21 protein-coding genes and 4 tRNA genes are annotated in these 21,510 nt (G+C 61.0%); 11 read left to right on the forward strand and 14 right to left on the reverse strand.

The features are described 5' to 3' along the window. The first annotated feature begins 25 nt into the window (after nucleotides 1-25). Nucleotides 26-997, forward strand: a complete 972-nt coding sequence (locus tag DNK06_RS12630) for a magnesium and cobalt transport protein CorA (RefSeq protein WP_131180370.1) — start codon at nucleotides 26-28, stop codon at nucleotides 995-997. Nucleotides 998-1,080: 83 nt separating this feature from the next. Here the strand turns inward: DNK06_RS12630 and DNK06_RS12635 are convergent, their stop codons facing one another. The 3 genes from DNK06_RS12635 to DNK06_RS12645 form a co-directional block, all read right to left on the reverse strand. Next, nucleotides 1,081-1,869 carry an ABC transporter permease gene (locus tag DNK06_RS12635; protein ID WP_131180371.1) on the reverse strand — a complete coding sequence of 263 codons (789 nt, stop codon included), beginning with the start codon at nucleotides 1,867-1,869 and terminating at the stop codon, nucleotides 1,081-1,083. Further along, nucleotides 1,866-2,798 carry an ABC transporter ATP-binding protein gene (locus DNK06_RS12640; protein ID WP_131180372.1) on the reverse strand — a complete coding sequence of 311 codons (933 nt, stop codon included), beginning with the start codon at nucleotides 2,796-2,798 and terminating at the stop codon, nucleotides 1,866-1,868. The genes DNK06_RS12635 and DNK06_RS12640 overlap by 4 nt, the downstream gene beginning before the upstream one ends. A 75-nt stretch (nucleotides 2,799-2,873) precedes the next feature. Next, complete coding sequence (locus DNK06_RS12645) at nucleotides 2,874-3,494, reverse strand: glutathione S-transferase family protein (protein WP_131180373.1); 621 nt, start codon at nucleotides 3,492-3,494, stop codon at nucleotides 2,874-2,876. A 333-nt stretch (nucleotides 3,495-3,827) separates the two neighbouring features. Between DNK06_RS12645 and DNK06_RS12650 the strand changes: the two genes are divergently transcribed. Together DNK06_RS12650 and DNK06_RS12655 are read left to right on the forward strand one after the other, a co-directional pair. Next, nucleotides 3,828-6,275 carry an acyl-CoA dehydrogenase gene (locus DNK06_RS12650; RefSeq protein WP_131180374.1) on the forward strand — a complete coding sequence of 816 codons (2,448 nt, stop codon included), beginning with the start codon at nucleotides 3,828-3,830 and terminating at the stop codon, nucleotides 6,273-6,275. Between the two features lie 74 nt (nucleotides 6,276-6,349). Beyond that, nucleotides 6,350-6,760: a PA2817 family protein gene (locus DNK06_RS12655; protein ID WP_131180375.1), complete on the forward strand. Its 411-nt coding sequence runs from the start codon at nucleotides 6,350-6,352 to the stop codon at nucleotides 6,758-6,760. Between the two features lie 98 nt (nucleotides 6,761-6,858). Here DNK06_RS12655 and DNK06_RS12660 read toward each other — a convergent pair. From DNK06_RS12660 to DNK06_RS12675, 4 genes are all read right to left on the reverse strand, one after another. Further along, a tRNA-Gly gene (locus DNK06_RS12660) sits at nucleotides 6,859-6,934 on the reverse strand. A 13-nt stretch (nucleotides 6,935-6,947) separates the two neighbouring features. After that, nucleotides 6,948-7,023, reverse strand: a tRNA-Glu gene (locus tag DNK06_RS12665). A 45-nt stretch (nucleotides 7,024-7,068) separates the two neighbouring features. Next, nucleotides 7,069-7,144: transfer RNA gene (locus DNK06_RS12670), tRNA-Gly, on the reverse strand. A 27-nt stretch (nucleotides 7,145-7,171) separates the two neighbouring features. Beyond that, a tRNA-Glu gene (locus DNK06_RS12675) sits at nucleotides 7,172-7,247 on the reverse strand. A 391-nt stretch (nucleotides 7,248-7,638) separates the two neighbouring features. Here DNK06_RS12675 and DNK06_RS12680 point away from each other — a divergent pair. Further along, nucleotides 7,639-8,409 carry a hypothetical protein gene (locus tag DNK06_RS12680; protein WP_131180376.1) on the forward strand — a complete coding sequence of 257 codons (771 nt, stop codon included), beginning with the start codon at nucleotides 7,639-7,641 and terminating at the stop codon, nucleotides 8,407-8,409. 286 nt (nucleotides 8,410-8,695) lie between these two features. Here DNK06_RS12680 and DNK06_RS12690 read toward each other — a convergent pair whose 3' ends face one another. Together DNK06_RS12690 and DNK06_RS12695 are read right to left on the reverse strand one after the other, a co-directional pair. Further along, the gene (locus DNK06_RS12690; RefSeq protein ID WP_131180378.1) at nucleotides 8,696-9,178 is read right to left on the reverse strand and encodes a GAF domain-containing protein; all 483 of its coding nucleotides are present in this window, start codon (nucleotides 9,176-9,178) and stop codon (nucleotides 8,696-8,698) included. Further along, nucleotides 9,175-10,065 (reverse strand): ATP-binding protein, encoded by an 891-nt coding sequence (locus tag DNK06_RS12695; protein WP_131180379.1) that lies wholly within the window; start codon nucleotides 10,063-10,065, stop codon nucleotides 9,175-9,177. The genes DNK06_RS12690 and DNK06_RS12695 overlap by 4 nt, the downstream gene beginning before the upstream one ends. 99 nt (nucleotides 10,066-10,164) lie before the next feature. Here DNK06_RS12695 and DNK06_RS12700 point away from each other — a divergent pair, with 99 nt between their 5' ends. Beyond that, nucleotides 10,165-12,474: a hybrid sensor histidine kinase/response regulator gene (locus tag DNK06_RS12700; RefSeq protein WP_131180380.1), complete on the forward strand. Its 2,310-nt coding sequence runs from the start codon at nucleotides 10,165-10,167 to the stop codon at nucleotides 12,472-12,474. Between the two features lie 12 nt (nucleotides 12,475-12,486). Here DNK06_RS12700 and DNK06_RS12705 read toward each other — a convergent pair whose 3' ends face one another. The 3 genes from DNK06_RS12705 to msrB all read right to left on the reverse strand — a co-directional run bounded on the left by DNK06_RS12705 (nucleotide 12,487) and on the right by msrB (nucleotide 13,945). After that, entirely contained in the window at nucleotides 12,487-12,939 is a 453-nt protein-coding gene (locus DNK06_RS12705) for a MarR family winged helix-turn-helix transcriptional regulator (RefSeq protein WP_131180381.1), read from the reverse strand. After that, nucleotides 12,932-13,420 carry a glutathione peroxidase gene (locus tag DNK06_RS12710; protein ID WP_131180382.1) on the reverse strand — a complete coding sequence of 163 codons (489 nt, stop codon included), beginning with the start codon at nucleotides 13,418-13,420 and terminating at the stop codon, nucleotides 12,932-12,934. Before DNK06_RS12710 ends, DNK06_RS12705 begins: the two co-directional genes overlap by 8 nt. A gap of 126 nt (nucleotides 13,421-13,546) precedes the next feature. Continuing rightward, on the reverse strand, nucleotides 13,547-13,945 hold the full coding sequence (msrB, locus tag DNK06_RS12715; protein WP_131180383.1) for a peptide-methionine (R)-S-oxide reductase MsrB: 399 nt from the start codon (nucleotides 13,943-13,945) through the stop codon (nucleotides 13,547-13,549). Between the two features lie 147 nt (nucleotides 13,946-14,092). On the opposite strand from msrB, the gene DNK06_RS12720 reads away from it, so the two are divergent. The 3 genes from DNK06_RS12720 to htpX all read left to right on the forward strand — a co-directional run bounded on the left by DNK06_RS12720 (nucleotide 14,093) and on the right by htpX (nucleotide 16,920). Continuing rightward, nucleotides 14,093-15,304, forward strand: coding sequence for a pyridoxal phosphate-dependent aminotransferase (locus DNK06_RS12720; protein WP_131180384.1), 1,212 nt, complete (start codon nucleotides 14,093-14,095; stop codon nucleotides 15,302-15,304). 70 nt (nucleotides 15,305-15,374) lie between these two features. Continuing rightward, on the forward strand, nucleotides 15,375-15,821 hold the full coding sequence (locus tag DNK06_RS12725; protein WP_131180385.1) for a hypothetical protein: 447 nt from the start codon (nucleotides 15,375-15,377) through the stop codon (nucleotides 15,819-15,821). A gap of 226 nt (nucleotides 15,822-16,047) precedes the next feature. Continuing rightward, nucleotides 16,048-16,920, forward strand: coding sequence for a protease HtpX (htpX, locus tag DNK06_RS12730; RefSeq protein WP_131180386.1), 873 nt, complete (start codon nucleotides 16,048-16,050; stop codon nucleotides 16,918-16,920). Between the two features lie 382 nt (nucleotides 16,921-17,302). Here the strand turns inward: htpX and DNK06_RS12740 are convergent, their stop codons facing one another. After that, nucleotides 17,303-18,196 (reverse strand): AraC family transcriptional regulator, encoded by an 894-nt coding sequence (locus DNK06_RS12740; RefSeq protein WP_242674661.1) that lies wholly within the window; start codon nucleotides 18,194-18,196, stop codon nucleotides 17,303-17,305. Between the two features lie 101 nt (nucleotides 18,197-18,297). Here DNK06_RS12740 and DNK06_RS12745 point away from each other — a divergent pair, with 101 nt between their 5' ends. After that, nucleotides 18,298-19,032: an SDR family oxidoreductase gene (locus DNK06_RS12745; RefSeq protein WP_131180388.1), complete on the forward strand. Its 735-nt coding sequence runs from the start codon at nucleotides 18,298-18,300 to the stop codon at nucleotides 19,030-19,032. 34 nt (nucleotides 19,033-19,066) lie between these two features. Here the strand turns inward: DNK06_RS12745 and DNK06_RS12750 are convergent, their stop codons facing one another. Next, nucleotides 19,067-19,729: a TetR family transcriptional regulator gene (locus tag DNK06_RS12750; RefSeq protein ID WP_207390004.1), complete on the reverse strand. Its 663-nt coding sequence runs from the start codon at nucleotides 19,727-19,729 to the stop codon at nucleotides 19,067-19,069. Nucleotides 19,730-19,853: 124 nt separating this feature from the next. On the opposite strand from DNK06_RS12750, the gene DNK06_RS12755 reads away from it, so the two are divergent. Both DNK06_RS12755 and DNK06_RS25565 read left to right on the forward strand, forming a co-directional pair. Then, nucleotides 19,854-20,837, forward strand: a complete 984-nt coding sequence (locus tag DNK06_RS12755; RefSeq protein ID WP_131180389.1) for a quinone oxidoreductase family protein — start codon at nucleotides 19,854-19,856, stop codon at nucleotides 20,835-20,837. A gap of 22 nt (nucleotides 20,838-20,859) precedes the next feature. Further along, on the forward strand, nucleotides 20,860-21,459 hold the full coding sequence (locus DNK06_RS25565) for an SDR family NAD(P)-dependent oxidoreductase (RefSeq protein ID WP_131180390.1): 600 nt from the start codon (nucleotides 20,860-20,862) through the stop codon (nucleotides 21,457-21,459). The last annotated feature ends 51 nt before the right edge of the window (nucleotides 21,460-21,510 follow it).

Here is a 21,510-nt window from a genome sequence, read left to right on the forward strand (position 1 = left end):
GAACAGGTTACGCACGGGGCAAACCATGGGCGAAGTCGTCGCAGCAGCCGTCTACAGCCAGGGTCGCAAGGTCAGCGACATTCACCTCGACGAAGGTCGCGACTGGGCCAGCAAGCCCGATCATTTCGTGTGGATCGGCCTGCATGATCCTGGCAGCGAGGAGCTCGGCAACCTGCAGCGGCAGTTCAACCTCCACGAGCTGGCCCTGGAAGACGCACTGCAACGCCATACCCGCCCCAAGCTCGAGACCTTCGGCGACGCGCTGTTTCTGGTGCTCTATTCGCCGGTGCAGGTCGGCGATGAACTGACCTTCGTGGAAACCCAGCTGTTCGCCGGCAAGGGCTACGTGATCAGCGCTCGCTATGGCGAGTCGACGCCCTACTCCAAGGTTCGCCAGCGTTGCGAGGCTCGGCCGATGCTGCTCGAGCACGGCGAGGACTTCGTGCTCTACGCCCTGCTCAGCTTCATCATCGAGAATTACCGGCCCTTGATGGACATCTATTACGCCGAACTGGAACAGCTCGAGCAGGCGGTACTGGAGTACGCCATGAGCCACGCCGAGGTGGTACGCATTCAGCATCTGCGCCGCAACCTGCTGCGCCTGCGGCGCAATATAGGGCCACTGGCGGAGATCTGCCAGGAGCTGCAACGCCTGGACTTCCCCTTCATCGACAAGAACATGCGGCCGTACTTTCGCGACGTGGCGATCCACGTCAACCGCCTGCTCGAGGATCTGACCAATCTGCGGGAAATGGCCGACCACGCCATCGAGATCGGCCTGTTGCTGGAGTCCTCGCGGCAGAGCGTCGTGCAACGCAAGTTCGCCGCCTGGGCAGCGATACTGGCGTTTCCCACGGCAGTCGCCGGCATCTATGGCATGAACTTCCACAACATGCCGGAGCTCACCTGGCAGTACGGCTATTTCACCGTCCTGGGCGTTATCGGCGTGGGCTGCACCGGGCTATACGCCAGCTTCCGACATTACGGCTGGCTGTAGACGGCACCTACATCGGCGGTGAATGGTTTGGTGGATCGGTCGGGCCGCGCAGGCGAGGCGTGATCCACCCTACTTCGCGTCGATCACTGCCGCATGCCACGCCCGCTGACCAGCAAACGCACGCACAGTACGTAGAGCACGGCAGTGGCGACCAGCATGAAGCCGATTGCCGTGCCGATGCTGATATCCGAAACACCGAGAATGCCGTAGCGGAAGGCGTTGACCATGTGCAGCACCGGGTTGGCCATCGACACCGTCTGCCAGAACGGCGGCAGCAGGCTGATCGAATAGAACACGCCACCCAGGTAGGTCAGCGGCGTCAGCACGAAAGTCGGGATGATAGAGATATCGTCGAAGTTGCGCGCGAACACCGCATTGACGAAGCCACCCAGGGAAAAGATGGTCGCCGTCAGCAGCACCACCAGCACAGTGAGCCCGAGGTGATGCACCTGCAGATGGGTGAAGAACAGGGAGAGTATCGTCACGATCACCCCAACCGCCAGACCGCGCAACACACCGCCGGTGACGTAACCGATGAGGATGGTATGCGGCGACACCGGCGAGACCATCAGCTCCTCCACCGAACGCTGGAACTTGCTGCCGAAGAAGCTCGACACCACGTTGCCATAAGCGTTGGTGATCACCGACATCATGATCAAGCCCGGCACGATGTACTCCATGTAGGTGAAGCCATCCATATCGCCGATCTGCCGGCCGATCAGGTTTCCGAAGATCACGAAGTACAACACCATGGTGATCGCTGGCGGCAGCAGGGTCTGCGGCCAGATACGGGTGAAGCGACGGACTTCGCGGTAAATGATGGTGCGCAACGCGACCATATTGGCGCTGAATTCGGACTGCTCGCGACTCATACGGCCACCTTCGACAGGTTCTTCTCGACCAGGGACACGAACAGCTCCTCCAGGCGGTTGCTCTTGTTACGCAGGCTCAGTACCTCGATGTTCTGCGCGGACAGCTGACGGAACAGCTCGGTAACGCCGAGGCTCTTGTCCACCTGCACCTCGAGGGTGTGATGGTCGACTATCTTCACGGGATAGCCCGGCAGCTCCGGCACGACTGTAAGGTTATCCTTGAGATCGAGTAGAAAGGTCTCCACATGCAGCTTCTTCAGTAGCGACTTCATGCTGGTGTTCTCGACGATCCGCCCGTGATCGATGATGCCGATGTTGCGGCACAGCTGCTCGGCTTCTTCCAGATAGTGGGTTGTCAGGATGATGGTGATGCCCTGCTTGTTCAGGTCAGTGAGAAAGCTCCACATCGACCGGCGCAGTTCGATATCGACGCCCGCGGTCGGCTCGTCGAGGATCAGTAGCTGCGGTTGGTGCACCAGCGCCCGGGCGATCATCAAGCGGCGCTTCATGCCGCCGGACAGCTCCCGCGAGGCCACGTCGCGCTTGTCCCACAACCCCAGTTGATTGAGGTACTGCTCGGCACGCTCCTTGGCCAGGCGCGCGGGAATACCGTAATAGCCGGCCTGGGTCACGACGATGTCGAAGACCTTCTCGAACTGATTGAAATTGAATTCCTGAGGCACCACACCGAGGCAGCGCTTGAGCGCAGCGGGCTGAGTGTCCAGGTCATGGCCGAATACGTTGACCGTGCCACTGGACTTGTTCACCAGTGTCGAGAGGATGCCGATGGTGGTGGATTTGCCGGCGCCGTTAGGGCCCAGCAAGGCGAAGAAATCCCCTTCGGAGACATCGAGATCGAGGCCGTGCAAGGCTTGAAAGCCATTGCCATAGGTTTTGGTCAGCTGCCGGATCGACAGAGCAGTACTCATAAAGGATACACACGCATAAAAAATGACAGGGTTTAGATGGGGGCGTAGCGCCAACATTGCAACGCAATCACGCAGTCAGGTCAGCTCGGTCATCACCGCGCGCTGATAGGCGGGACGCTCACGCAGCCGCGCATACCACGCCTGCAGGTTAGGCTGCGATGGCCGCTCGATGGGCATCTCGAACCAGGCATAGATGAAGCAACCCAGAGGGATATCACCCATGCCGAAGGCATCACCGGAAAGATAGTCATGCTCGCCCAGCGCCTGCTCGGGCAGCGCGAGAAGTGCGATACAGTGCTGCCGGGCAACCTCGATCGCAGCCAGATCACGTCGCTCGACCGGCGTACGCAAGGTGCCCCAGAACAATTCGCGGAAAGCACCGGCAAAGGTGGACGTCGTCCAATCCATCCATTTATCGGCGAACGCCCGACTCGCCGGATCCACCTGATAGAGGGCGCCCGTCGCGTAGGCGGCCGCCAGGTAACGGACGATGCTGTTGGACTCCCAGAGCACCAGATCACCGTCCTCGAGCACCGGTACCAGCCCATTGGGGTTGCGCGCCAGAAACTCGGGCTTATCGACCACCCCGAAGGCACCGCCAGCGTCGAGCCGCTGGTAGGCGACACCGGCCTCCTCGGCGCACCACAGCACTTTACGCACATTGCTGGAATTCTTGCGGCCCCATATTTTCAGCATCGCGAATCGTCCTTATTAGAATCCCGCCAGCCGAGACGGTGAACAACCCTACCATTCTGGCCGCAAGAAGGAAGCCGGGGCGGATGATGTTGGCTATCGACCCCGTTCATGGAGCGCTGCGCGAAGGTCATTCATGGACTGACCAACAGGTCATCTGCAGACGCAATTTGTTAGGCGAACTCCACAAGCCGGGCAAGGGTCACTATCGTGAACGCGGTAGGTCGTGACCATTCAGAAGCGACCTGTTACGCCCCTGTCGGCAGCCTCTACAGTTGCCGACTACGATTATGGCGGCGGTAGCCGTTCTGCCATCGCCATCATGGAGGATTCTGCATGCTCGTTGTCTGGTTGCTCGTTCTGGTTATCGGTACGGCCTATTTGGCCCACCGCCGCACGGCGCCCCTACCCGCCCTGGCAATCGTTGCCGCCTATCTGCTCATCATGGGCGCCTCTAGCCATGCGCCCGGCTGGCTGCTGGTGATCTTCTGGCTGCTGTGGCTGGGCGTCGCCCTGCCGCTGGCACTGCCGGATCTGCGCCGCAAGCATTTCACGGCGCCGTTGTTCGCCTGGTTCCAGAAAGTACTGCCACCGATGTCGGCCACCGAGAAAGACGCCATCGAAGCGGGCACCGTATGGTGGGATGGCGAGCTGTTCAGCGGCCGTCCCGACTGGGACAAGTTGCTGGCCTACCCGAAAGCCAGGCTGACTGCCGAAGAACAGGCGTTCGTCGATGGCCCGACCGAAGAGCTGTGCGCCATGGTCAGCGACTGGGACATCGGCCAGCGCATGGATCTGCCACCTGAAGCCTGGGCACACATCAAGCAACACGGCTTCTTCGCCCTGATCATCCCCAAGGAATACGGCGGCAAGGGCTTTTCCGCCTATGCCCACTCCCAGGTGGCCATGAAACTCGCCACCCGTAGCGGTGACCTCGCCTCCACCGTGATGGTGCCCAATTCCCTCGGCCCAGCCGAACTGCTGCTGCATTACGGCACCGAAGAACAACGCAATCATTACCTGCCGCGCCTGGCCCGCGGAGACGATATTCCCTGCTTCGCCCTCACCGGCCCATTGGCTGGTTCCGACGCCGGCGCCATGCCCGATAGCGGCGTGATCTGCAAAGGTCAGTGGAACGGCGAGGAAGTCATCGGCCTGCGTCTGAACTGGGAAAAGCGCTACATCACCCTCGGCCCGATAGCGACGCTGCTTGGCGTCGCCTTCAAGGCCTATGACCCGGATCACCTGCTCGGCGACAAGGAAGAGCTGGGCATCAGCCTCGCGCTGATTCCCACCGACACGCCCGGCGTGGAAATCGGCCGCCGTCACCTGCCGCTGGGCGCCGCCTTCATGAACGGCCCCAACTCCGGCAAGGATGTATTCGTACCGCTCGAATACCTGATCGGCGGGCCGGACTACCTCGGCAAAGGCTGGATGATGCTGATGAACTGCCTGTCGGTAGGTCGCTCCATCTCACTGCCAGCCGTCGGTACTGGCGCCGCCAAGTACACCAGCCTGGTCACCGGCCAGTACAGCCAGGTACGCGAGCAATTCAACGTGCCACTCTCGGCCTTCGAAGGCATTCAGGAAGCCCTGGCGCGCATCGGCGGCAACGCCTGGCTGATGGACAGCGCGCGCATCCTCACCGCCAATGCGGTGGATCTGGGCGAGAAGCCGTCGGTACTGTCGGCGATCCTCAAATACCACCTGACCGAGCGCGGTCGAGAATGCATCACCCACGCCATGGACGTACACGGCGGCAAGGGCATCATCATGGGCCCGAGCAACTACTTGGGCCGTTCCTGGCAGGGGGCGCCGATCTTCATTACGGTCGAGGGTGCCAACATCCTCTCGCGCAACCTGATGATCTTCGGCCAGGGTGCGATTCGCTGCCACCCGTATGTACTCAAGGAAATGGCCCTGGCGCAGCGCGAAGATCGTGATCAGGCCCTGCTGGAGTTCGATGACCTGCTGATGCAGCACATCGGTTTCGCCGTCAGCAACGCCGCCAGCACACTGATCCTCAGCCTCAGCCTGGGCATGCTCGGCAAGGTACCGGGCGACCGTATCAGCCGCCCCTACTTCCGCGCCCTCAACCGCCTGGCCGCCGCTTTCGCCATGCTCGCCGATTTCAGCATGATGCTGCTCGGCGGCGAGCTGAAGCGTCGCGAACGCCTGTCGGCACGCCTGGGCGATGCCCTCAGCCACCTGTACCTGGCCTCTGCCGCGCTGAAGCGTTATCACGATCAGGACTACCCGGAATACGTTCGCCCGCTGCTGCACTGGGCACTGGAAGAAAGCCTGGGCAAGGCCGAGACGGCACTCGACGACCTGCTCAGCAACTTCCCCAACCGTGCACTGGGTTGTGCGCTGCGCGTGCTGGTATTCCCCTTCGGCCGTCGTCACCAGGGCCCTGACGATCACCTCGACGCTCAAGTCGCAGCCATCATCGGCCGTAACGCTGGCGATCCGGCTCTCGAAGAACTGCTCGAAGGCTGCTTCCGCCCCAGCTCGACCGAAGATCCGGTTGGCGCCCTGCAACATGCCTTCAACCTGCTGCAGGAAACCCAGCCGCTACAGAAGAAGCTGCACAAGGCCGTCAAAGCCGGGCAGGTTCGGGAAATGCCCGGCCAGAACGAGATCGAAACGGCCGTCGCCGCCGGTGTACTCACTGCCGAGGAAGGCCAGCAACTGCAGCGGGCCGAAATCGCCCGCCGCGTAGTGATCGATGTCGATGACTTCAGCAAGGAAGAGCTGCTGCCCAGCGAGGGTAAAACAAGGTAGTCGTACTGCAGGCACGACAGCGGGCGCCGCGGACTTTATACTCCGGCGCCCGTTTTACTTTCAGGATCCCCGACATGGCCAACACCCATCTCGATCACCATATCGCCCTGCTCAACCACCTGCGCACCATTCTGGTCGCACTGGGCGAAGCCGAGCAGATTCTCGATGACAGCCATGCCAACTTCCTCGAGCGCTACGATGAATTGCTGGCCGAACTGCCGGTGGATCTGGAGCGCAGCCAGTACCTGGGCCAGGATCTGATCAGCCAGATCTTCCAGCGCTATCCGCAAATCGCCCATCTGGTGCCACGCGACCTGCTGTGGTTCTTCGGTGGCGACTGCCTGCACTTCATGCCGGACGAAGAGATCGAGATGTACCAGCAACTCGAAGAGCGCCGTTTCTACGCCGAAGAAAACGACGAGCCGTTCGACTGGAATCAGGAAAAGCAGTTACTGGCCATGCCGGCGCCAAGCAGCCGCCACTGACGAAAGAGCCCGCTGGCACTGACAGGTGCCAACGGGCTTCGGAGCGTCAAAACGCAGAAACGAAAACGCCGCTCGATTGAGCGGCGTTTTCGTTTATTTGGAGCGGGAAACGAGACTCGAACTCGCGACCCCGACCTTGGCAAGGTCGTGCTCTACCAACTGAGCTATTCCCGCATTTACAACAAATTGGCGTCCCCTAGGGGACTCGAACCCCTGTTACCGCCGTGAAAGGGCGGTGTCCTAGGCCACTAGACGAAGGGGACCTGGAACTTTTACAACGATTCAGCAGGTAGGCTGAATCTAGAATCTGGAGCGGGAAACGAGACTCGAACTCGCGACCCCGACCTTGGCAAGGTCGTGCTCTACCAACTGAGCTATTCCCGCATATGTTGCTTCCACTTCTTTCGGAAGTGGCGTCCCCTAGGGGACTCGAACCCCTGTTACCGCCGTGAAAGGGCGGTGTCCTAGGCCACTAGACGAAGGGGACGTTGCCCGGAATTTCCGGCTTCCGCGCTATGCCTTTCGGCATTACCTTGGAAGTGGCGCGCATTCTATGGAGCCTTTTAACGGTCGTCAACCTCTCATATAAAATTTTTTAAAATCAACGACTTCACCCTGGATTTCAACAGCCCGGCAACATCCCTGAAAGTCCTCTATAGATAACCTTAGACGACTGTGGAGCAAGACCTGACTGCCGACATGTCACTGGCGACTTGCTTACCCCCCTGTTGCGCGCGGATGATCGAGGCTCTACCAAAACCTTGGCAATGGCTGAAGAAGCAGTGTGATACAGGCATGATCAAATGCAAATCGCCACTAGGAGGCGATCCGACTAAGCACTACACTCGTGCGAAAACGACGTTCGAGAGGTTACAACGATGTCCTCGCTCGTGATCACCATGGCGATAATCGGCGGCATCATCCTTCTGGTGCTCATCGCCTACCTGAATCAACTGGCCGAAAACAACAAGCGCAAGAAGGCGCGCCTCAAGGCAGATCTGGCCGAGCGCTATCGCCGTGTCGCCGATATCAATGAGCAGCTCGCCGGACAATTGATGTCGCCGGAGCTCAAGCTGCTGCTCAGCCGCCTGCAGTTGCACTTCGCCGAGCGCCTGCTGGAAGTCGACAAACATGACGCTGCCTACGCGGCCATGGCCCAGGAACTGCGCAAGTTCATCGGCCAGGGCGAAGACATCCCGGTTCGCAATGCACCCTTCCCGGTAACCGATGACGCCCGAGCGAAACAGGTTCGTGCTCAACTGGAAGCATTGCACGGCCTGGTCACCAAGGCAGCCCAGACCGGCCTGCTGCCTGTCAATGAAGCCAGACACTGGGCGCAGGAAGCACGCCACATGCTGGCTCAGCTCTATATAGAGCTGTACAGCAACCAGGCTCGACAGGCGCTGCAACAGCAACAAACCGGCCATGCCCGCCTCGCACTGGAGCGTGGCGTGCAATTTCTGCAAAAGCAGAGTGACACCACGCGCTATCAGGCACCACTGGCGCAGTTCCAGAAACAGCTAGCGCGGGTCAATGCCATGTTGGTCAATCCCGAACAGCAGCCCGACGAGGAACCCAGCGAGCTCGCCGAGGGGCTGAAGTCGCTGGAAGATGATGGTGACTGGAAGAAGAAGACGCTGTACGACTAGGGTCTGTTGACGTTTCACGCACGGCCGCGCCGGAGCCCGTTTTGCCGCGAGGCAAGGCACGAGCCGCGAAGTTTAGCGGGCTAAATGAGCCGGCGAGAAACGCAGCATCGCGGCAAAACGGGCCCGGCCCTGCGGGTTGCGCGGGAAATCTCGCCATGCGTTGTTGGAGGACTTGGCAAGGGAACAACCATTCCCCGCGTCCTCCGCCTAGCGGATCGCCGCCCGGCCTTGCGAGATTTCTCGCGGCAACGCGGCTCGCGCTGAAACGTCAACAGACCCTAGGCACCTAGCAGTCACTCGCACGTAACAGCACAGCCGCGAGGCCTTCGATACCACGCTGATCGGCCTCGCTGAAGCGCCCAAGCAGCGGGCTATCCAGATCCAGCACGCCGATCAGACGGTCATCCTTGATAAGCGGGATGACCAACTCGCTATTGGATGCGCTGTCGCAAGCGATATGCCCGGCGAAGGCATGCACATCCGCCACCCGCTGGGTTTGCCGCGACGCTGCCGCCGTGCCGCACACACCACGGCCGAACGGGATACGCACACAGGCGACCTTGCCCTGGAACGGCCCCAGCACCAGCTCATCATCCTTGACCAGATAGAATCCGGCCCAATTGAGCCCTTCCAGTTCGTGGAAAACGAACGCACTGAACTGCGCGGCATTGGCGATGAAGTCTCGCTCGCCGGATAACAGCGCCTCGAGCTGGGCAGTCAGCAGCGGGTAGCCGTCAAGGCCTGCGCCACTCTCGCTCACATCGATCATCGCGGCGTCTCCAACAACTGCAGGCCTACCCACTGGCGGGCGAACTGATAGGCACAGCGACCGTTGCGGTTACCCCGCCCGGTCGCCCAGCGCACGGCAAGCTTCTCCAACTCCTCGCTCCACTGCCATTGCAGGCCAGCCTGCGCCGCCTGCACCTCGATCCAGTGGCGCACCACATCCAGATAATGCTGCTGGGTGAAGGGATAGAAGGACAGCCACAGGCCGAAGCGATCCGACAGGGCGATCTTGTCCTCGACGGCCTCGTTCGGATGCAACTCGCCATCGACGACCTTGGTATTGGCATTGTCGCTTTCGCGCTCCGGCACCAGATGGCGACGGTTGGAGGTGGCGTACAGCAGCACGTTTTCCGGGGAACGCTCCAGCGAGCCGTCGAGCACGCTCTTGAGCACACGGTAATCGCCTTCACCGGCCTCGAACGACAAATCGTCGCAAAACAGAATGAAGCGCTGCGGCAGCTTCATCAATTGCTCCACCACACGCGGCAGGTCAGCCAGGTGATCGCGCTCGATCTCGATCAGGCGCAGGCCGGCGCCGGCATGCTCGGCCAGCAGCGCACGCACCAGCGATGATTTGCCGGTGCCCCGCGCGCCCCATAGCAGCGCGTGGTTGGCCGGCATGCCCTGGACGAACTGGCGGGTGTTACGCGCCAGCTGTTCGCGCTGGGTATCGACACCGATCAGGTCGCTCAGGCTCATGTCCAGGCTCACTTTCAGCGGCTGCAGATAGCCACCGCGCCCTTCGCGCTGCCAGCGCGCGGCCAGGCTCTGCTCCCAGTCGAGCGGGGCGCGGGTGGCTGGCAGCAATGGCTCCAGACGCGTCAGAACGCTGTCGGCGCGCTGCAAAAAATCAAACAAACGGGAATCCACGGTGAGCTCCTCGAATCATCGGTATGTAAGGCATGTGTGCCGAAAAGCAGGCCATATCGACTATGCTTGGGCAGCAAACGGAACGAGACAGCGCCCTATATGGAAATCCCACTCACACAGCGGCTGTCATTCAAACAGGCTGGTCTCACCGTTCTGGTGGCGTTCATTCTCGGCACGCTGCTCAGCCTGGTGCAGATAGGCGTCGATTATGCCAGCGAAGACGCTACCATCAACCGCGAGATTCGTGCGCTGATGGATATCAGCCACAACCCTGCCGCCCGCATCGCCTACAACATCGACGCCGAACTGGCCCAGGAGCTGGTCGCCGGCCTGCAACGCTCACCCGCGGTGATCGGCGCCCGCATCGTCGATAGCAATGGCGAAGCCCTGGCCAGTACGACGCAGCCGCCGGCACAAAGCAACTATCGAATCTTCAGCGACTTTCTATTCGGCGACAGCCGCCATTTCGAAACCCGCCTGTCGGTCGCTCACGCGCCCGACGAACAGCTGGGCGTGCTGCAACTGGACATCGACACCTACGCGTTCGGCAGCAACTTCCTCAAGCGTTCGGTGCTTACCCTGGTCAACGGCTTCACCCGCAGCCTGCTGCTGTCGGTCATTCTGCTGGTGCTGTTCTATTTCATGCTGACCAAGCCGCTGATCCAGGTAATCCAGGCGCTCTCCAGCCGCGATCGGCGCACCCCGGATCGCACCCGTCTGCCCTGCCCCCCTGGCCACGAGCGTGACGAAATCGGCGTACTGGTGAACGTCGCCAACCGCCAGTTCGCCAGTATCGCCTCGGAGATCGAACAGCGGCGCAACGCCGAGGATCGGCTGACCGACTACCTCGGCGAGCTGGAAGCCATCGTTTCCGCTCGCACGGTGGAGATCAAGGCCGCCAACAGTCGCCTCAGCCGCTCCAATGAAGAACTGGAAAAAGCCCGCCACGACGCCCTGGCCATGGCCCAGGCGCGCTCCATTTTCCTGGCCAACATGAGCCATGAGATCCGCACCCCGCTGAACGGCTTGCTGGGCATGCTGGCGTTGTCGCTGGAGGGCCCGCTGAGCAGCGAGCAGCGCCAGCAGCTGTCGATCGCCCACGACTCCGGCAAGGTGTTGGTCGATCTACTCAACGATATCCTAGACCTATCGAAATTCGAGGCCGGGCAACTGGAGCTGGAAAGCATCGCCTTCGACCTCGGGACACTGGTCGAAGGCACCGCCAGCCTGCTGTCGCAGAATGCCCTGCCTGGCGTGGAGCTGACGTGCCTGATCGATCCACAGCTGCCGGCCCAGGTGCTTGGCGACCCGACGCGGGTACGGCAGATCGTCAGCAACCTGCTGTCCAATGCCCTGAAGTTCACCCGCGAAGGCCGCGTCGACATCCGCATCAGCGCCGCGGCGAACCGGGTTCTTATCGAGGTCTGCGATACCGGCATCGGCATCGCCGAAGATGCTCAGGCACGCATCTTCCAGCCCTTTACCCAGGCGGGCGCGGACATTGCCCGCCAGTTTGGGGGCACCGGCCTGGGCCTGGCGCTGACCCGACGCCTGTGCGAGGCCATGCACGGCCAGCTGGAACTGGTCTCTACGCCAGGCAGCGGCAGCCGCTTCACTGCGACGCTGCCATTACCGAGCCTGCTGGCTGCGCCAACCCCGCCACGGCTGACGGGGCGCGTACTGGCCATCTGCGACGCCGACACCGGCCTGGCCGAGCTGCTGCCGGTGCTGGTCGGTAGCTGGGGCCTGGATTACCAGCGCCTGGATAGTGCCCAGCAGGCCAGCGACATCGATACCGACGTGCTGATCAGCGACTGCCCGACCTGCATGGCGCGTCTGCGCCAACATACTGCCACACCGATCATTCTGGTCACCGCCTACGGCAGCTTCCTCGACGCCGAACAGGCTGGCTCCCTGGCGCCATTGGAGCAGGTAGCCAGGCCACTCACCCGCCAGCACCTGCTGCAGGCGCTGGGCCGTGCCTTGCAGCAACCATCAGAGAACGCGAGCGGGCCGCTGGCGCAAGCGGCGCCGCCACACAAGCAGGCACGCGTGCTGCTGGTCGAGGACAACCCGGTCAACCAGTTGGTCGCCAAAGGCATGCTCAGCAAACAGGGCCTGGAAGTGACGCTGGCCAACAATGGTGAACAGGCGCTGGAGCGGCTGCAGGAAGAGCATGTCGATCTGGTTCTCATGGACTGCAACATGCCGGTGATGGACGGCTACGAAGCCAGCCGCCGCATACGCGCCAACCAGGCATGGCGGCATCTGCCGATCATTGCCCTGACCGCCAACGCGCTTTCCGAAGAACGCGAACGTTGCCTGGCGGCGGGCATGAACGATTACCTGGCCAAACCCTTCCGCCGCGAAGAGCTGCTCGGCCTGCTCGACAAGTGGCTACCTGCCTGACAGGCGCCTCTGTCAAAACGCCCGGAGGCCGCGCATGCGCTGCAGAAGCTGATCCAGCTGCGCACGCAGTGGTTCCAGTTCCTGGCTATCGACCCCATGCTCACAGAGCAACTCCCGCTTCAATGCCGGCACCTGGTCGCATAACCGGCGGCCGGCGGCAGTGATGGCCAGGTGCACTTCACGCTCATCCTCGGCACAGCGCTGACGCTCAACCAGGCCGGCGTGCTGCAAGCGTTTGAGCAGTGGCGTCAAGGTGCCCGAGTCGAGCAGCAGGCGTTCGCCCAGTGCTTTCACGGTCGGCTGTGCGGGTGGAACTTCGTCCCACTCCCAAAGCACCAGCATGACCAGATATTGGGGGTAGGTCAGCTCCAGCCTGTCGAGCATCGGCTTGTAGGCACGAACCACCATGCGGGACGTGGCATACAGCTTGAAGCACAGCTGCTGGTCGAGTTTCAGCTCATCCATCGAGCAGCGCTTCGATGGCAGCGCTCAGCGCCTGGGGTTTGGTGGTCGGCGCATAACGAGTCACCTGGCGGCCATCGCCACTGACCAGGAACTTGGTGAAATTCCATTTGATCCGCTGAGTCCCCAGCAGCCCTGGCGCCTGACGCTTGAGTTGCACGTAGAGCGGATGAGCCGCGTCGCCATTCACCTCGACCTTGCGAAACAGCGGAAAGCTGACACCGAAGTTCAACTCGCAGAAACTGGAGATCGCCTGCTCGTCACCCGGCTCCTGCTTGCCGAACTGGTTGCAGGGAAAACCCAATACCACCAGCCCCTTGTCGGCGTACTGCTGCCACAGGCTTTCCAGGCCTTGGTACTGCGGAGTGAAGCCGCACTGGCTGGCGGTGTTGACCACCAGAATCGCCTTGGCACCAAAGTCTGCCAGGCGCTTCTGCTCGCCGGTGATGGTGGTACAGGGTATCGCCAACAGGTCTTGACTCATGGGTACGGACTCCTCGAATGATGGAGCCGAAAGAATAGTCAGCAATTTAATTGCACACAATTCAATTGCTCAAATATAAGGCCCGCCATCAGCGGGCCGAATGATCGTCGTCGACAGGCTCGCGCGTCACGCCTCGCGAGGCACGTGTCTGAGCGACACCGAATTGATGCAATAGCGCTGCCCGGTCGGCCGCGGGCCATCGGGGAATACATGGCCGAGGTGAGCGTCACAGTTGCTGCAACGCACTTCGATGCGATGCATGCCGTGGCTGAAGTCGTCCAGCTCGGTGATGACCTCGGCATTGATCGGCTGGAAATAGCTTGGCCATCCACAACCGGAATCGAACTTGGCATCGGAATCGAACAGTGGCGTGCCGCAGCACACGCATTCATAGATGCCCGGCACCTTGCTGTCGTGGTACTCACCCGTGAACGGACGTTCCGTACCGCCCAGACGGCAGACGTTGAACTGAGCGTCCGACAACTCCTCGCGCCAGGTTTCCAGTGGTTTTTCGAGCTTGCTCACAGGCCGTCCTCCTCGGGATAAAAAAGCCCTATCTGTATCTTTGCCCGACTCAGGCTGACACGTATGATTCGACACCTCAACCCGCCACGGCTCGCCGCCGCCTCGGCCCGCTGAAGGCCGCACTTCTTCGACTCGGGATTCTTCACCATGCAGGTCAGCAAATCCAACAAGCTCGCCAACGTCTGCTACGACATTCGCGGCCCGGTGCTCAAGCACGCCAAACGTCTGGAAGAGGAAGGCCAGCGCATCCTCAAGCTGAACATCGGCAACCCGGCGCCGTTCGGCTTCGAAGCCCCCGAGGAAATCCTCCAGGACGTAATCCGCAACCTGCCCACGGCCCAGGGCTATAGCGACTCCAAAGGCCTGTTCAGTGCGCGCAAGGCGGTGATGCAGTACTACCAGCAGAAGCAGGTGGAAGGCGTCGGCATCGAAGACGTCTACCTGGGCAACGGCGTGTCAGAGCTGATCGTCATGGCCATGCAGGCCCTGCTCAACAACGGCGACGAAGTGCTGATTCCTGCCCCGGATTACCCACTGTGGACGGCTGCCGTGGCGCTCTCTGGCGGCAATCCGGTGCACTACCTGTGCGATGAGCAGGCCGGCTGGTTTCCGGACATCGCCGACATGCGCGCCAAGATCACCCCGAACACCAAGGCCCTGGTGCTGATCAACCCGAACAATCCCACGGGCGCGGTGTACTCCCGGGAAGTGCTGCTGGATATCGTCGAACTCGCGCGCCAGCACAACCTGGTGGTGTTCTCCGACGAGATCTACGACAAGATCCTCTATGACGAAGCCCAGCACATCTGCACCGCTTCCCTTGCACCGGACGTGCTGTGCCTGACGTTCAACGGCCTGTCCAAGTCCTACCGCGTCGCCGGCTTCCGCTCCGGCTGGGTAGCCATCTCCGGGCCCAAGCACCGTGCGCGCGGCTATATCGAAGGCCTGGATATCCTCGCCAACATGCGCCTGTGCGCCAACGTGCCCAGCCAGCATGCGATCCAGACCGCCCTCGGTGGCTACCAGAGCATCAACGACCTGGTACTGCCCAACGGCCGCCTGCTGGAGCAGCGCAACCGCACCTGGGAGCTGCTCAACGACATCCCCGGGGTCAGTTGCGTCAAGCCCATGGGGGCGCTGTACGCCTTCCCGAAGATCGACCCGAAGGTCTGCCCGATCCACAACGACGAGAAATTCGTGCTCGACCTGCTGCTCTCCGAAAAGCTGCTGGTGGTTCAGGGCACCGCCTTCAACTGGCCGTGGCCGGATCACTTCCGGGTGGTCACCCTGCCCCGCGTCGACGACCTCGAGCAAGCCATCGGGCGTATCGGCAATTTCCTCAAGACCTACCGCCAGTAATCACGCTGGTGGCTCACGGACGCCTGCGCAGGCATCCGTGAGCCAGCAGCCTTTCTCAAGACCGAGCCCCATGGATCTGCAGATAGACGACTTCTACAAGGATGCTGCCGGCGGTTTGCTGATGCTGTATCAAGTGTTTCCGCGCAAGGCCGCACTGTACGTGGAGGATCTGATCGGCCGCGAAGAGCCTGACGAGTTCGGCCTGCCGAGCAAACGCCACCAGGCTTGCCTGGGTACATTGCTATGGCTGGCCGATGAGGGCTATCTGCGTTACGAGTCGACCATCGGCTATGACGCCCTGGATCAGGCAGTGCTGAGCGAAAAGGGCTTTCTGCGCCTGTCACGCAGCATTCCCCGCGCCCTGCCGGATGGCGAAACGCCGCCGCCAGCGGTGAGCCGCGTGCAAGCCACCTTGGCCTTCCAGTTGCGCGAAGCCCTGACCCAGCAACATGGTGAACGGATTGCACGACTGACCCGAAAACTGTTCGAACAGCGCCCGGCAGAGCCCCGCCCATAGCGGCGAGCGCACTGAGCCGCCTGTGATAACCGCGGTTTTTCTCGGCTTCGATTGAAATAAACCGGAAAAGCCCCATCTAAGCACTGGCCACCCTGCAGAGCAGTGGTCTCTCGTCAGGGCCATGCGACACAGTTTGAAATAGTCACTCGGTTGAATAGCCGCAGAGCGAGCCCTTATATAGCCGCCGTATTGAGCCTGTATTTCCCGTGAGGAGTCGTTTCACACCATGATGCGCATTATGTTGTTCCTGGCCACCAACTTGGCGGTACTGGTTATCGCCAGCATCACCCTCAAACTGCTGGGGGTTGATCGCTTTACCGGCCAGAACCACGGCAGCCTGCTGATATTCTGCGCGGTCTTTGGTTTTTCCGGCTCGCTGATATCGCTCTTCCTGTCCAAGTGGATGGCGAAGATGAGCACCGGTACCGAAATCATCACCCAACCGCGCACCCGCCATGAACAGTGGCTGCTGCAGACCGTCGAAGAGCTGTCGCGCAACGCCGGCATCAAAATGCCGGAAGTGGGTATCTTCCCGGCCTACGAGTCCAACGCGTTCGCCACTGGCTGGAACAGGAACGACGCGCTGGTCGCCGTCAGCCAGGGCCTGCTCGAGCGTTTCTCGCCCGATGAAGTGAAAGCCGTACTGGCTCACGAGATCGGTCACGTGGCCAACGGCGACATGGTCACCCTGGCACTGATTCAGGGCGTGGTGAACACCTTCGTGATGTTCTTCGCACGCATCTTCGGTAACTTCGTCGACAAGGCGATCCTGAAGAACGAAGGCGGCCACGGCATCGGTTACTTCGTCGCGACCATCTTCGCTGAACTGGTACTCGGCATCCTGGCCAGCATCATCGTCATGTGGTTCTCGCGCAAACGCGAGTACAGGGCCGACGAAGCGGGTGCGAGGCTGGCCGGTACTGGCGCCATGATCGCCGCACTGCAGCGCCTGCGCGCCGAACAGGGCGTGCCGGTGCAGATGCCCGACAGCCTGACTGCCTTCGGCATCAACGGTGGTCTGAAGAACGGCCTGGCCGGCCTGCTGATGACCCACCCACCGCTGGAAGAGCGTATCGAAGCCCTGCGCCGCCTGGGCTGATCGCAGCGCAAAAATGTCCGCTGTCAAGCCTTCTTGTATGAAAACAACGGAGGAAAAGGCTATACAAGGCAGCGAGTTGGAACTGATCTCGGTGCAATACGCGCGGGGTCAGCTTTGCGCTAAGCTGCATAGGTGCGTTGGCAAGCAAGCCTTGGGGCAAAAGGGCATATTCTGGTAGAGGTCGCCATCAAGACATAGGTGACAGTGCGTGGCTGGTATCTACCGGTGTAGCGTCATGCTCGCCAGCGGGCGATGCTCGATGACAGCATAAGGGTTCAGTTTGGTGCCGTGGAAGCCAGTCGTAGAAGATCGGCTTGGAAGAACGTGAACGGTAGCAGCGCTCCTTGGGTCATCGGGCGACATCAGTCTAGGGCCATGGAGATTAGTCTGACCGTGCGTACCGGCTCGGTGGTTGCCCGACATGCCTGCTAAATGCAACGCTGAATGTGCTTGTCGAACCGTAGCCCACACGCTCAGCAACCTCGGAAACTGCCAGACCGTTGTCGCGAAGCAGATCCTTTGCGATCTCCATGCGCCACGCGAGCAGATACTCCATCGGCGCCACCCCTACCATGCGTGTGAAGCGCTCAAAGAACGCGGAACGGGAAAGAGCCGAGATCTTCGCCAACTGGTCAACAGTCCAAGAATGATTGATACGCGCATGCATTTGCTTCAGCGCATGCGCAATTCGCTCATCCCCTAAGCCTCGCAACAATCCCGGAGGGGCATTTCCGGCCGCCGCCGAACGCATTGCTTCCACGAGCAGCAGTTCCACCAGCCGGGACAGCATGAACTCGCTGCCCGGCTTTTGGTCAGTGGACTCTTCGCTCACCATCTGCACCAGTTGCGACAAGCGAACCGAATTCTGCACGTGAACTACTTTGGGCAACAGGGAAACCAGCAGCCCGGGATCGGAACAATCGAACAGGAATGAACCTCCCAGTAACCGCATGTCTGGGGAGCCTTCTTGCTCGCCATAGCGTAGCTCGCTACCGCGAACAGCCCTATTGGGATCCAAATAGACTGGAGGCGCTGACGCGAAGCTCGATAGGGTGAAGGCCGGTGTTGTGGGCAGCAGGATGAAATCCCCCGCGCTAATGGTGATTTGCTCATGCCCGTCAACCGTCAACAGGCAGCTTCCTTTCAGCACGATGCAGAAACTGGGCAGACCAAATTCGGAATAGCGCACAGCCCAGTTTCCTTTGCCGCTGATGATGTTGGCAAAGGCCGCACGTGGATGCAGAAGTCGAACTACCTCGGAAAGTGGGTCGCTCATGCATGGACGCTCGCTAAACAAACATGGACGATAGATCATCGTTAATCCTGAAGTGATCGTCTATCGTTTGCTCCGAATCGACTCGCACATCGGAGCTGCAAATGAAGACTGTACTGATCACTGGCTGTTCTTCCGGCTATGGCCTGGAAACCGCTCGCTACTTCCTCGCGCAAGGCTGGAGCGTAGTTGCCACGATGCGTACCCTGCGGGAGGAACTGCTCCCCGCGTCCAAGAACCTGCGTGTCTTCGCGCTGGATGTGACCCAATCTGACAGTATTGCGCGCGCCTTGGACGCCGCTGGCCCCATCGACGTGCTGGTGAACAATGCAGGAATCGGCTTGTTTGGCGCGTTTGAGGTCACACCCATGTCCACCGTGCGCGATCTCTTCGAGACCAACACGTTTGGCGTCATGGCCATGTGCCAAGCGATCATCCCGCAGTTCCGGGCGCGTCGAGCCGGCACCATCGTAAACATTACTTCGAGCGCCACGTTGGCCCCGTTCCCGTTGGTTGCTTGCTACACGGCCAGCAAGACGGCTATCGAAGGGTTTAGCGCTTCATTGGAACTCGAACTCAAGGACTTCGACGTGCGAGTCAAAGTTGTGGAGCCTGGTTATGGCCCCACGACCAGCTTCACCTCCAACTCCCAACAGCGCATGCAGGGCCTGATTCCCGAAGCCTACGAACCGCTCGCCCACAGCGTGTTCGCCGGGCTCACCAAGGTCACTGCGGTGACCAGGGAAACCGACGTGGCCGAAACCGTATGGAAGGCCGCCAACGACGTTTCCGGTCAACTCCGCTTCCCGGCGGGTGCAGACGCTCTGGCCCTCGTGTAACTGGCGCAGTCGGAAACGGGAGAGAAGAACGCGCCTACCTCTCAGGTGGGACTACCGCCCCAGCGAGCCCCGCGGCCATGGCCCGAAGCAGATAGCGGAGACGCGGGCCGAAGTCGAGCGCCACGTGCGCCCATTCCGGCACTTCCTCGTAGAGCCGGGCGAGCGTTGGCGTCGGATGGGATACCTGCCAGAAGCCCGCTGCCAACATAAGGGTCGTGGCCAGCAGGTTTTGGATCTGTTCGGTGGTCATCCGGCTGGCCTGAACCAGCGCAATGACGATGTTGTCGTGGATGGCGAAGGCGTTGGTTTTATAACGGCGCGCCCGCTCCATCTCCACATCGCCTTCCAGACTCAGGGTTACATGGGTCAAAAGATCGCAGAAAACCGGAAGGGAGATGATGGTTTCGGCGACGACCTCGGCCACCTCGACTGGCGCTAATCCTGTTCGATCGCCAAGCGTGCTTTTGATCGCGTCGCGCCATCGCCCCCAGCCGCGTTCGGCCAGTTCGAGAAGTAGTTCCTCCTTGTTGGCGTAGTAGCGCCGGACGCCCGTCCGATGCAGGCCCGCACGCTCAGTCACGGCCGCCACGGTCACGAACCGCACGCCGACGAGTTCTAGCGCAAGGGACTCGGCTGCATCGAGCAAATCCTCGGAACGCTGCTGCTTGTCTTCGACTGAACGGGCTCTCTCTCTCATCCTTCGACTTTAACGCATCTTGATGTGCATTACATCAGGGCCTGTGCTATCGTCCCTTTAACGCATCATTAGGTGCGTAAAGATGAGGCGCGTCCCCTCAGGCCGTATTGCAAAGGAAATTCCTATGAAGGCTGTCCAAGCCGCCCAGTTCGGAGACCCAACTGTCCTCGTTGTTACGGAGTTGCCCGATCCGACACCCGGCCCGGGTGAAATCGCAATCGATGTCACCCATGCTGCAGTCGGGCTTGTCGATGTCTTCTTCCGCCAAGGACTATTCAAAGACATGCCGGGCATGGCCCAGCCGCCCTTCATCCCCGGCCTCGAAGTAGCAGGTACGGTGCGTGCACTCGGCGAGGGCGTAGTCGGGTTCACGGTCGGCGAAAAGGTCGTATCGATGTCGGCCGGTGCCGGTACCGGCGGCTATGCCTCCGTGTACATCGCCCCCGTGCATGGCGTCGTGTCGATCGAAGGCTCCGGCATCGACCCGGCGCTCGCTGTCGCGGTCATACCCAACGCGGCGATGGCGCATGTCGCCCTGACGCAAGTTGCACATCTGGCGCAAGGCGAGAGTCTCCTCATTCATGGTGCACTCGGTGGCCTTGCCGCTGCATTCCCAGGCATCGCCAGGCAACTTGGTGCGTCGCGTGTGGTCGGTACGGTGCGCACGAGCAAGCTGGATGCCGCGGCGAATACGAAGCTGCCGTACGACCGGATCGTCGATTCCGATGCGTTGCCGGGAACTCTCGGCGACGAGAAGTTCGACGTCATCATCGACCCGGTTGGCGGTGCTGTTCGCAGCCATAGCTTCGCGCTGATGAAGCCAGGCAGCCGGCTCATCGTCGCTGGCAACGCCAGCGGCGATTGGGGGCACCAGGTGAAGACCAACGACCTGTGGCTGGGCAGTGCCACCGTGTCCGGCTTCAATGCTGGCGCCTATCTTCCCTCTCATCCGCAAGTGCTGCGTCCCGCACTTGAAGCTGCGCTTGAAGCTGTCGCTTCCGGGCTCGGCCAAACCGAAATCGACGTACTCCCATTCAGTGACGCTGCCATTGCGCACCAGCGAATGGAGAGTCGCGCTCTCAATGGTCGCATCGTCCTTACTCCCTGATCGTGACCAAGGAGAAATAGACATGACAACGAAGAAAAGGCCTGTCGCCCTGATCACGGGTGGATCCTCCGGCATGGGCAAGGATTTCGCCTTGAGGCTGCTTTCGGCTGGGTATGCCGTCTATGGAGCAGCTCGCCGCATCGACCGGATGCGGGACATCGAAGGCGGCGGCGGTGTCGCGCTGGAGATGGACGTTACCGAAGATGTCACGATGGTGGCCGCAGTCGATCGAATAATTCGAGAACAAGGGCAGATCGACGTGCTGATTAATTGTGCGGGTTATGGACAGATGGGCGCGTTGGAGGACGTGCCTGTTGAAGTGGCTCGCCGCCAACTGGAGGTCAATCTCATTGGGGTAGCCCGACTCACGCAACTCTGTAGTGGGCGCCTTGCGTGCCGCCGCGACGCACCTGTGCTGTGCCAACCATTCCTGCGAGCGAGCGGGCCTCCCCGTATCGCACGAACGCTGGCTTACGTCGTTCGCCGGCGTTCGTGCGGTACTGGAGCACGAACACCTTGCGGCCCGTCGGGTAATCTTGCACAGGAACCCGGGTACCAGCATGTCCTGCAGTTCGACGGGCTGCGCTTGAGGTTGTGCCATATCGACGGCGGACTTGGGTGAGCTTGATCTTTGCCATGACGACTCCTCGGAAAGACCCGATTTCCAAGGGTC

Source organism: Phytopseudomonas daroniae (assembly GCF_004327285.1).
Classification (GTDB): domain Bacteria; phylum Pseudomonadota; class Gammaproteobacteria; order Pseudomonadales; family Pseudomonadaceae; genus Aquipseudomonas; species Aquipseudomonas daroniae.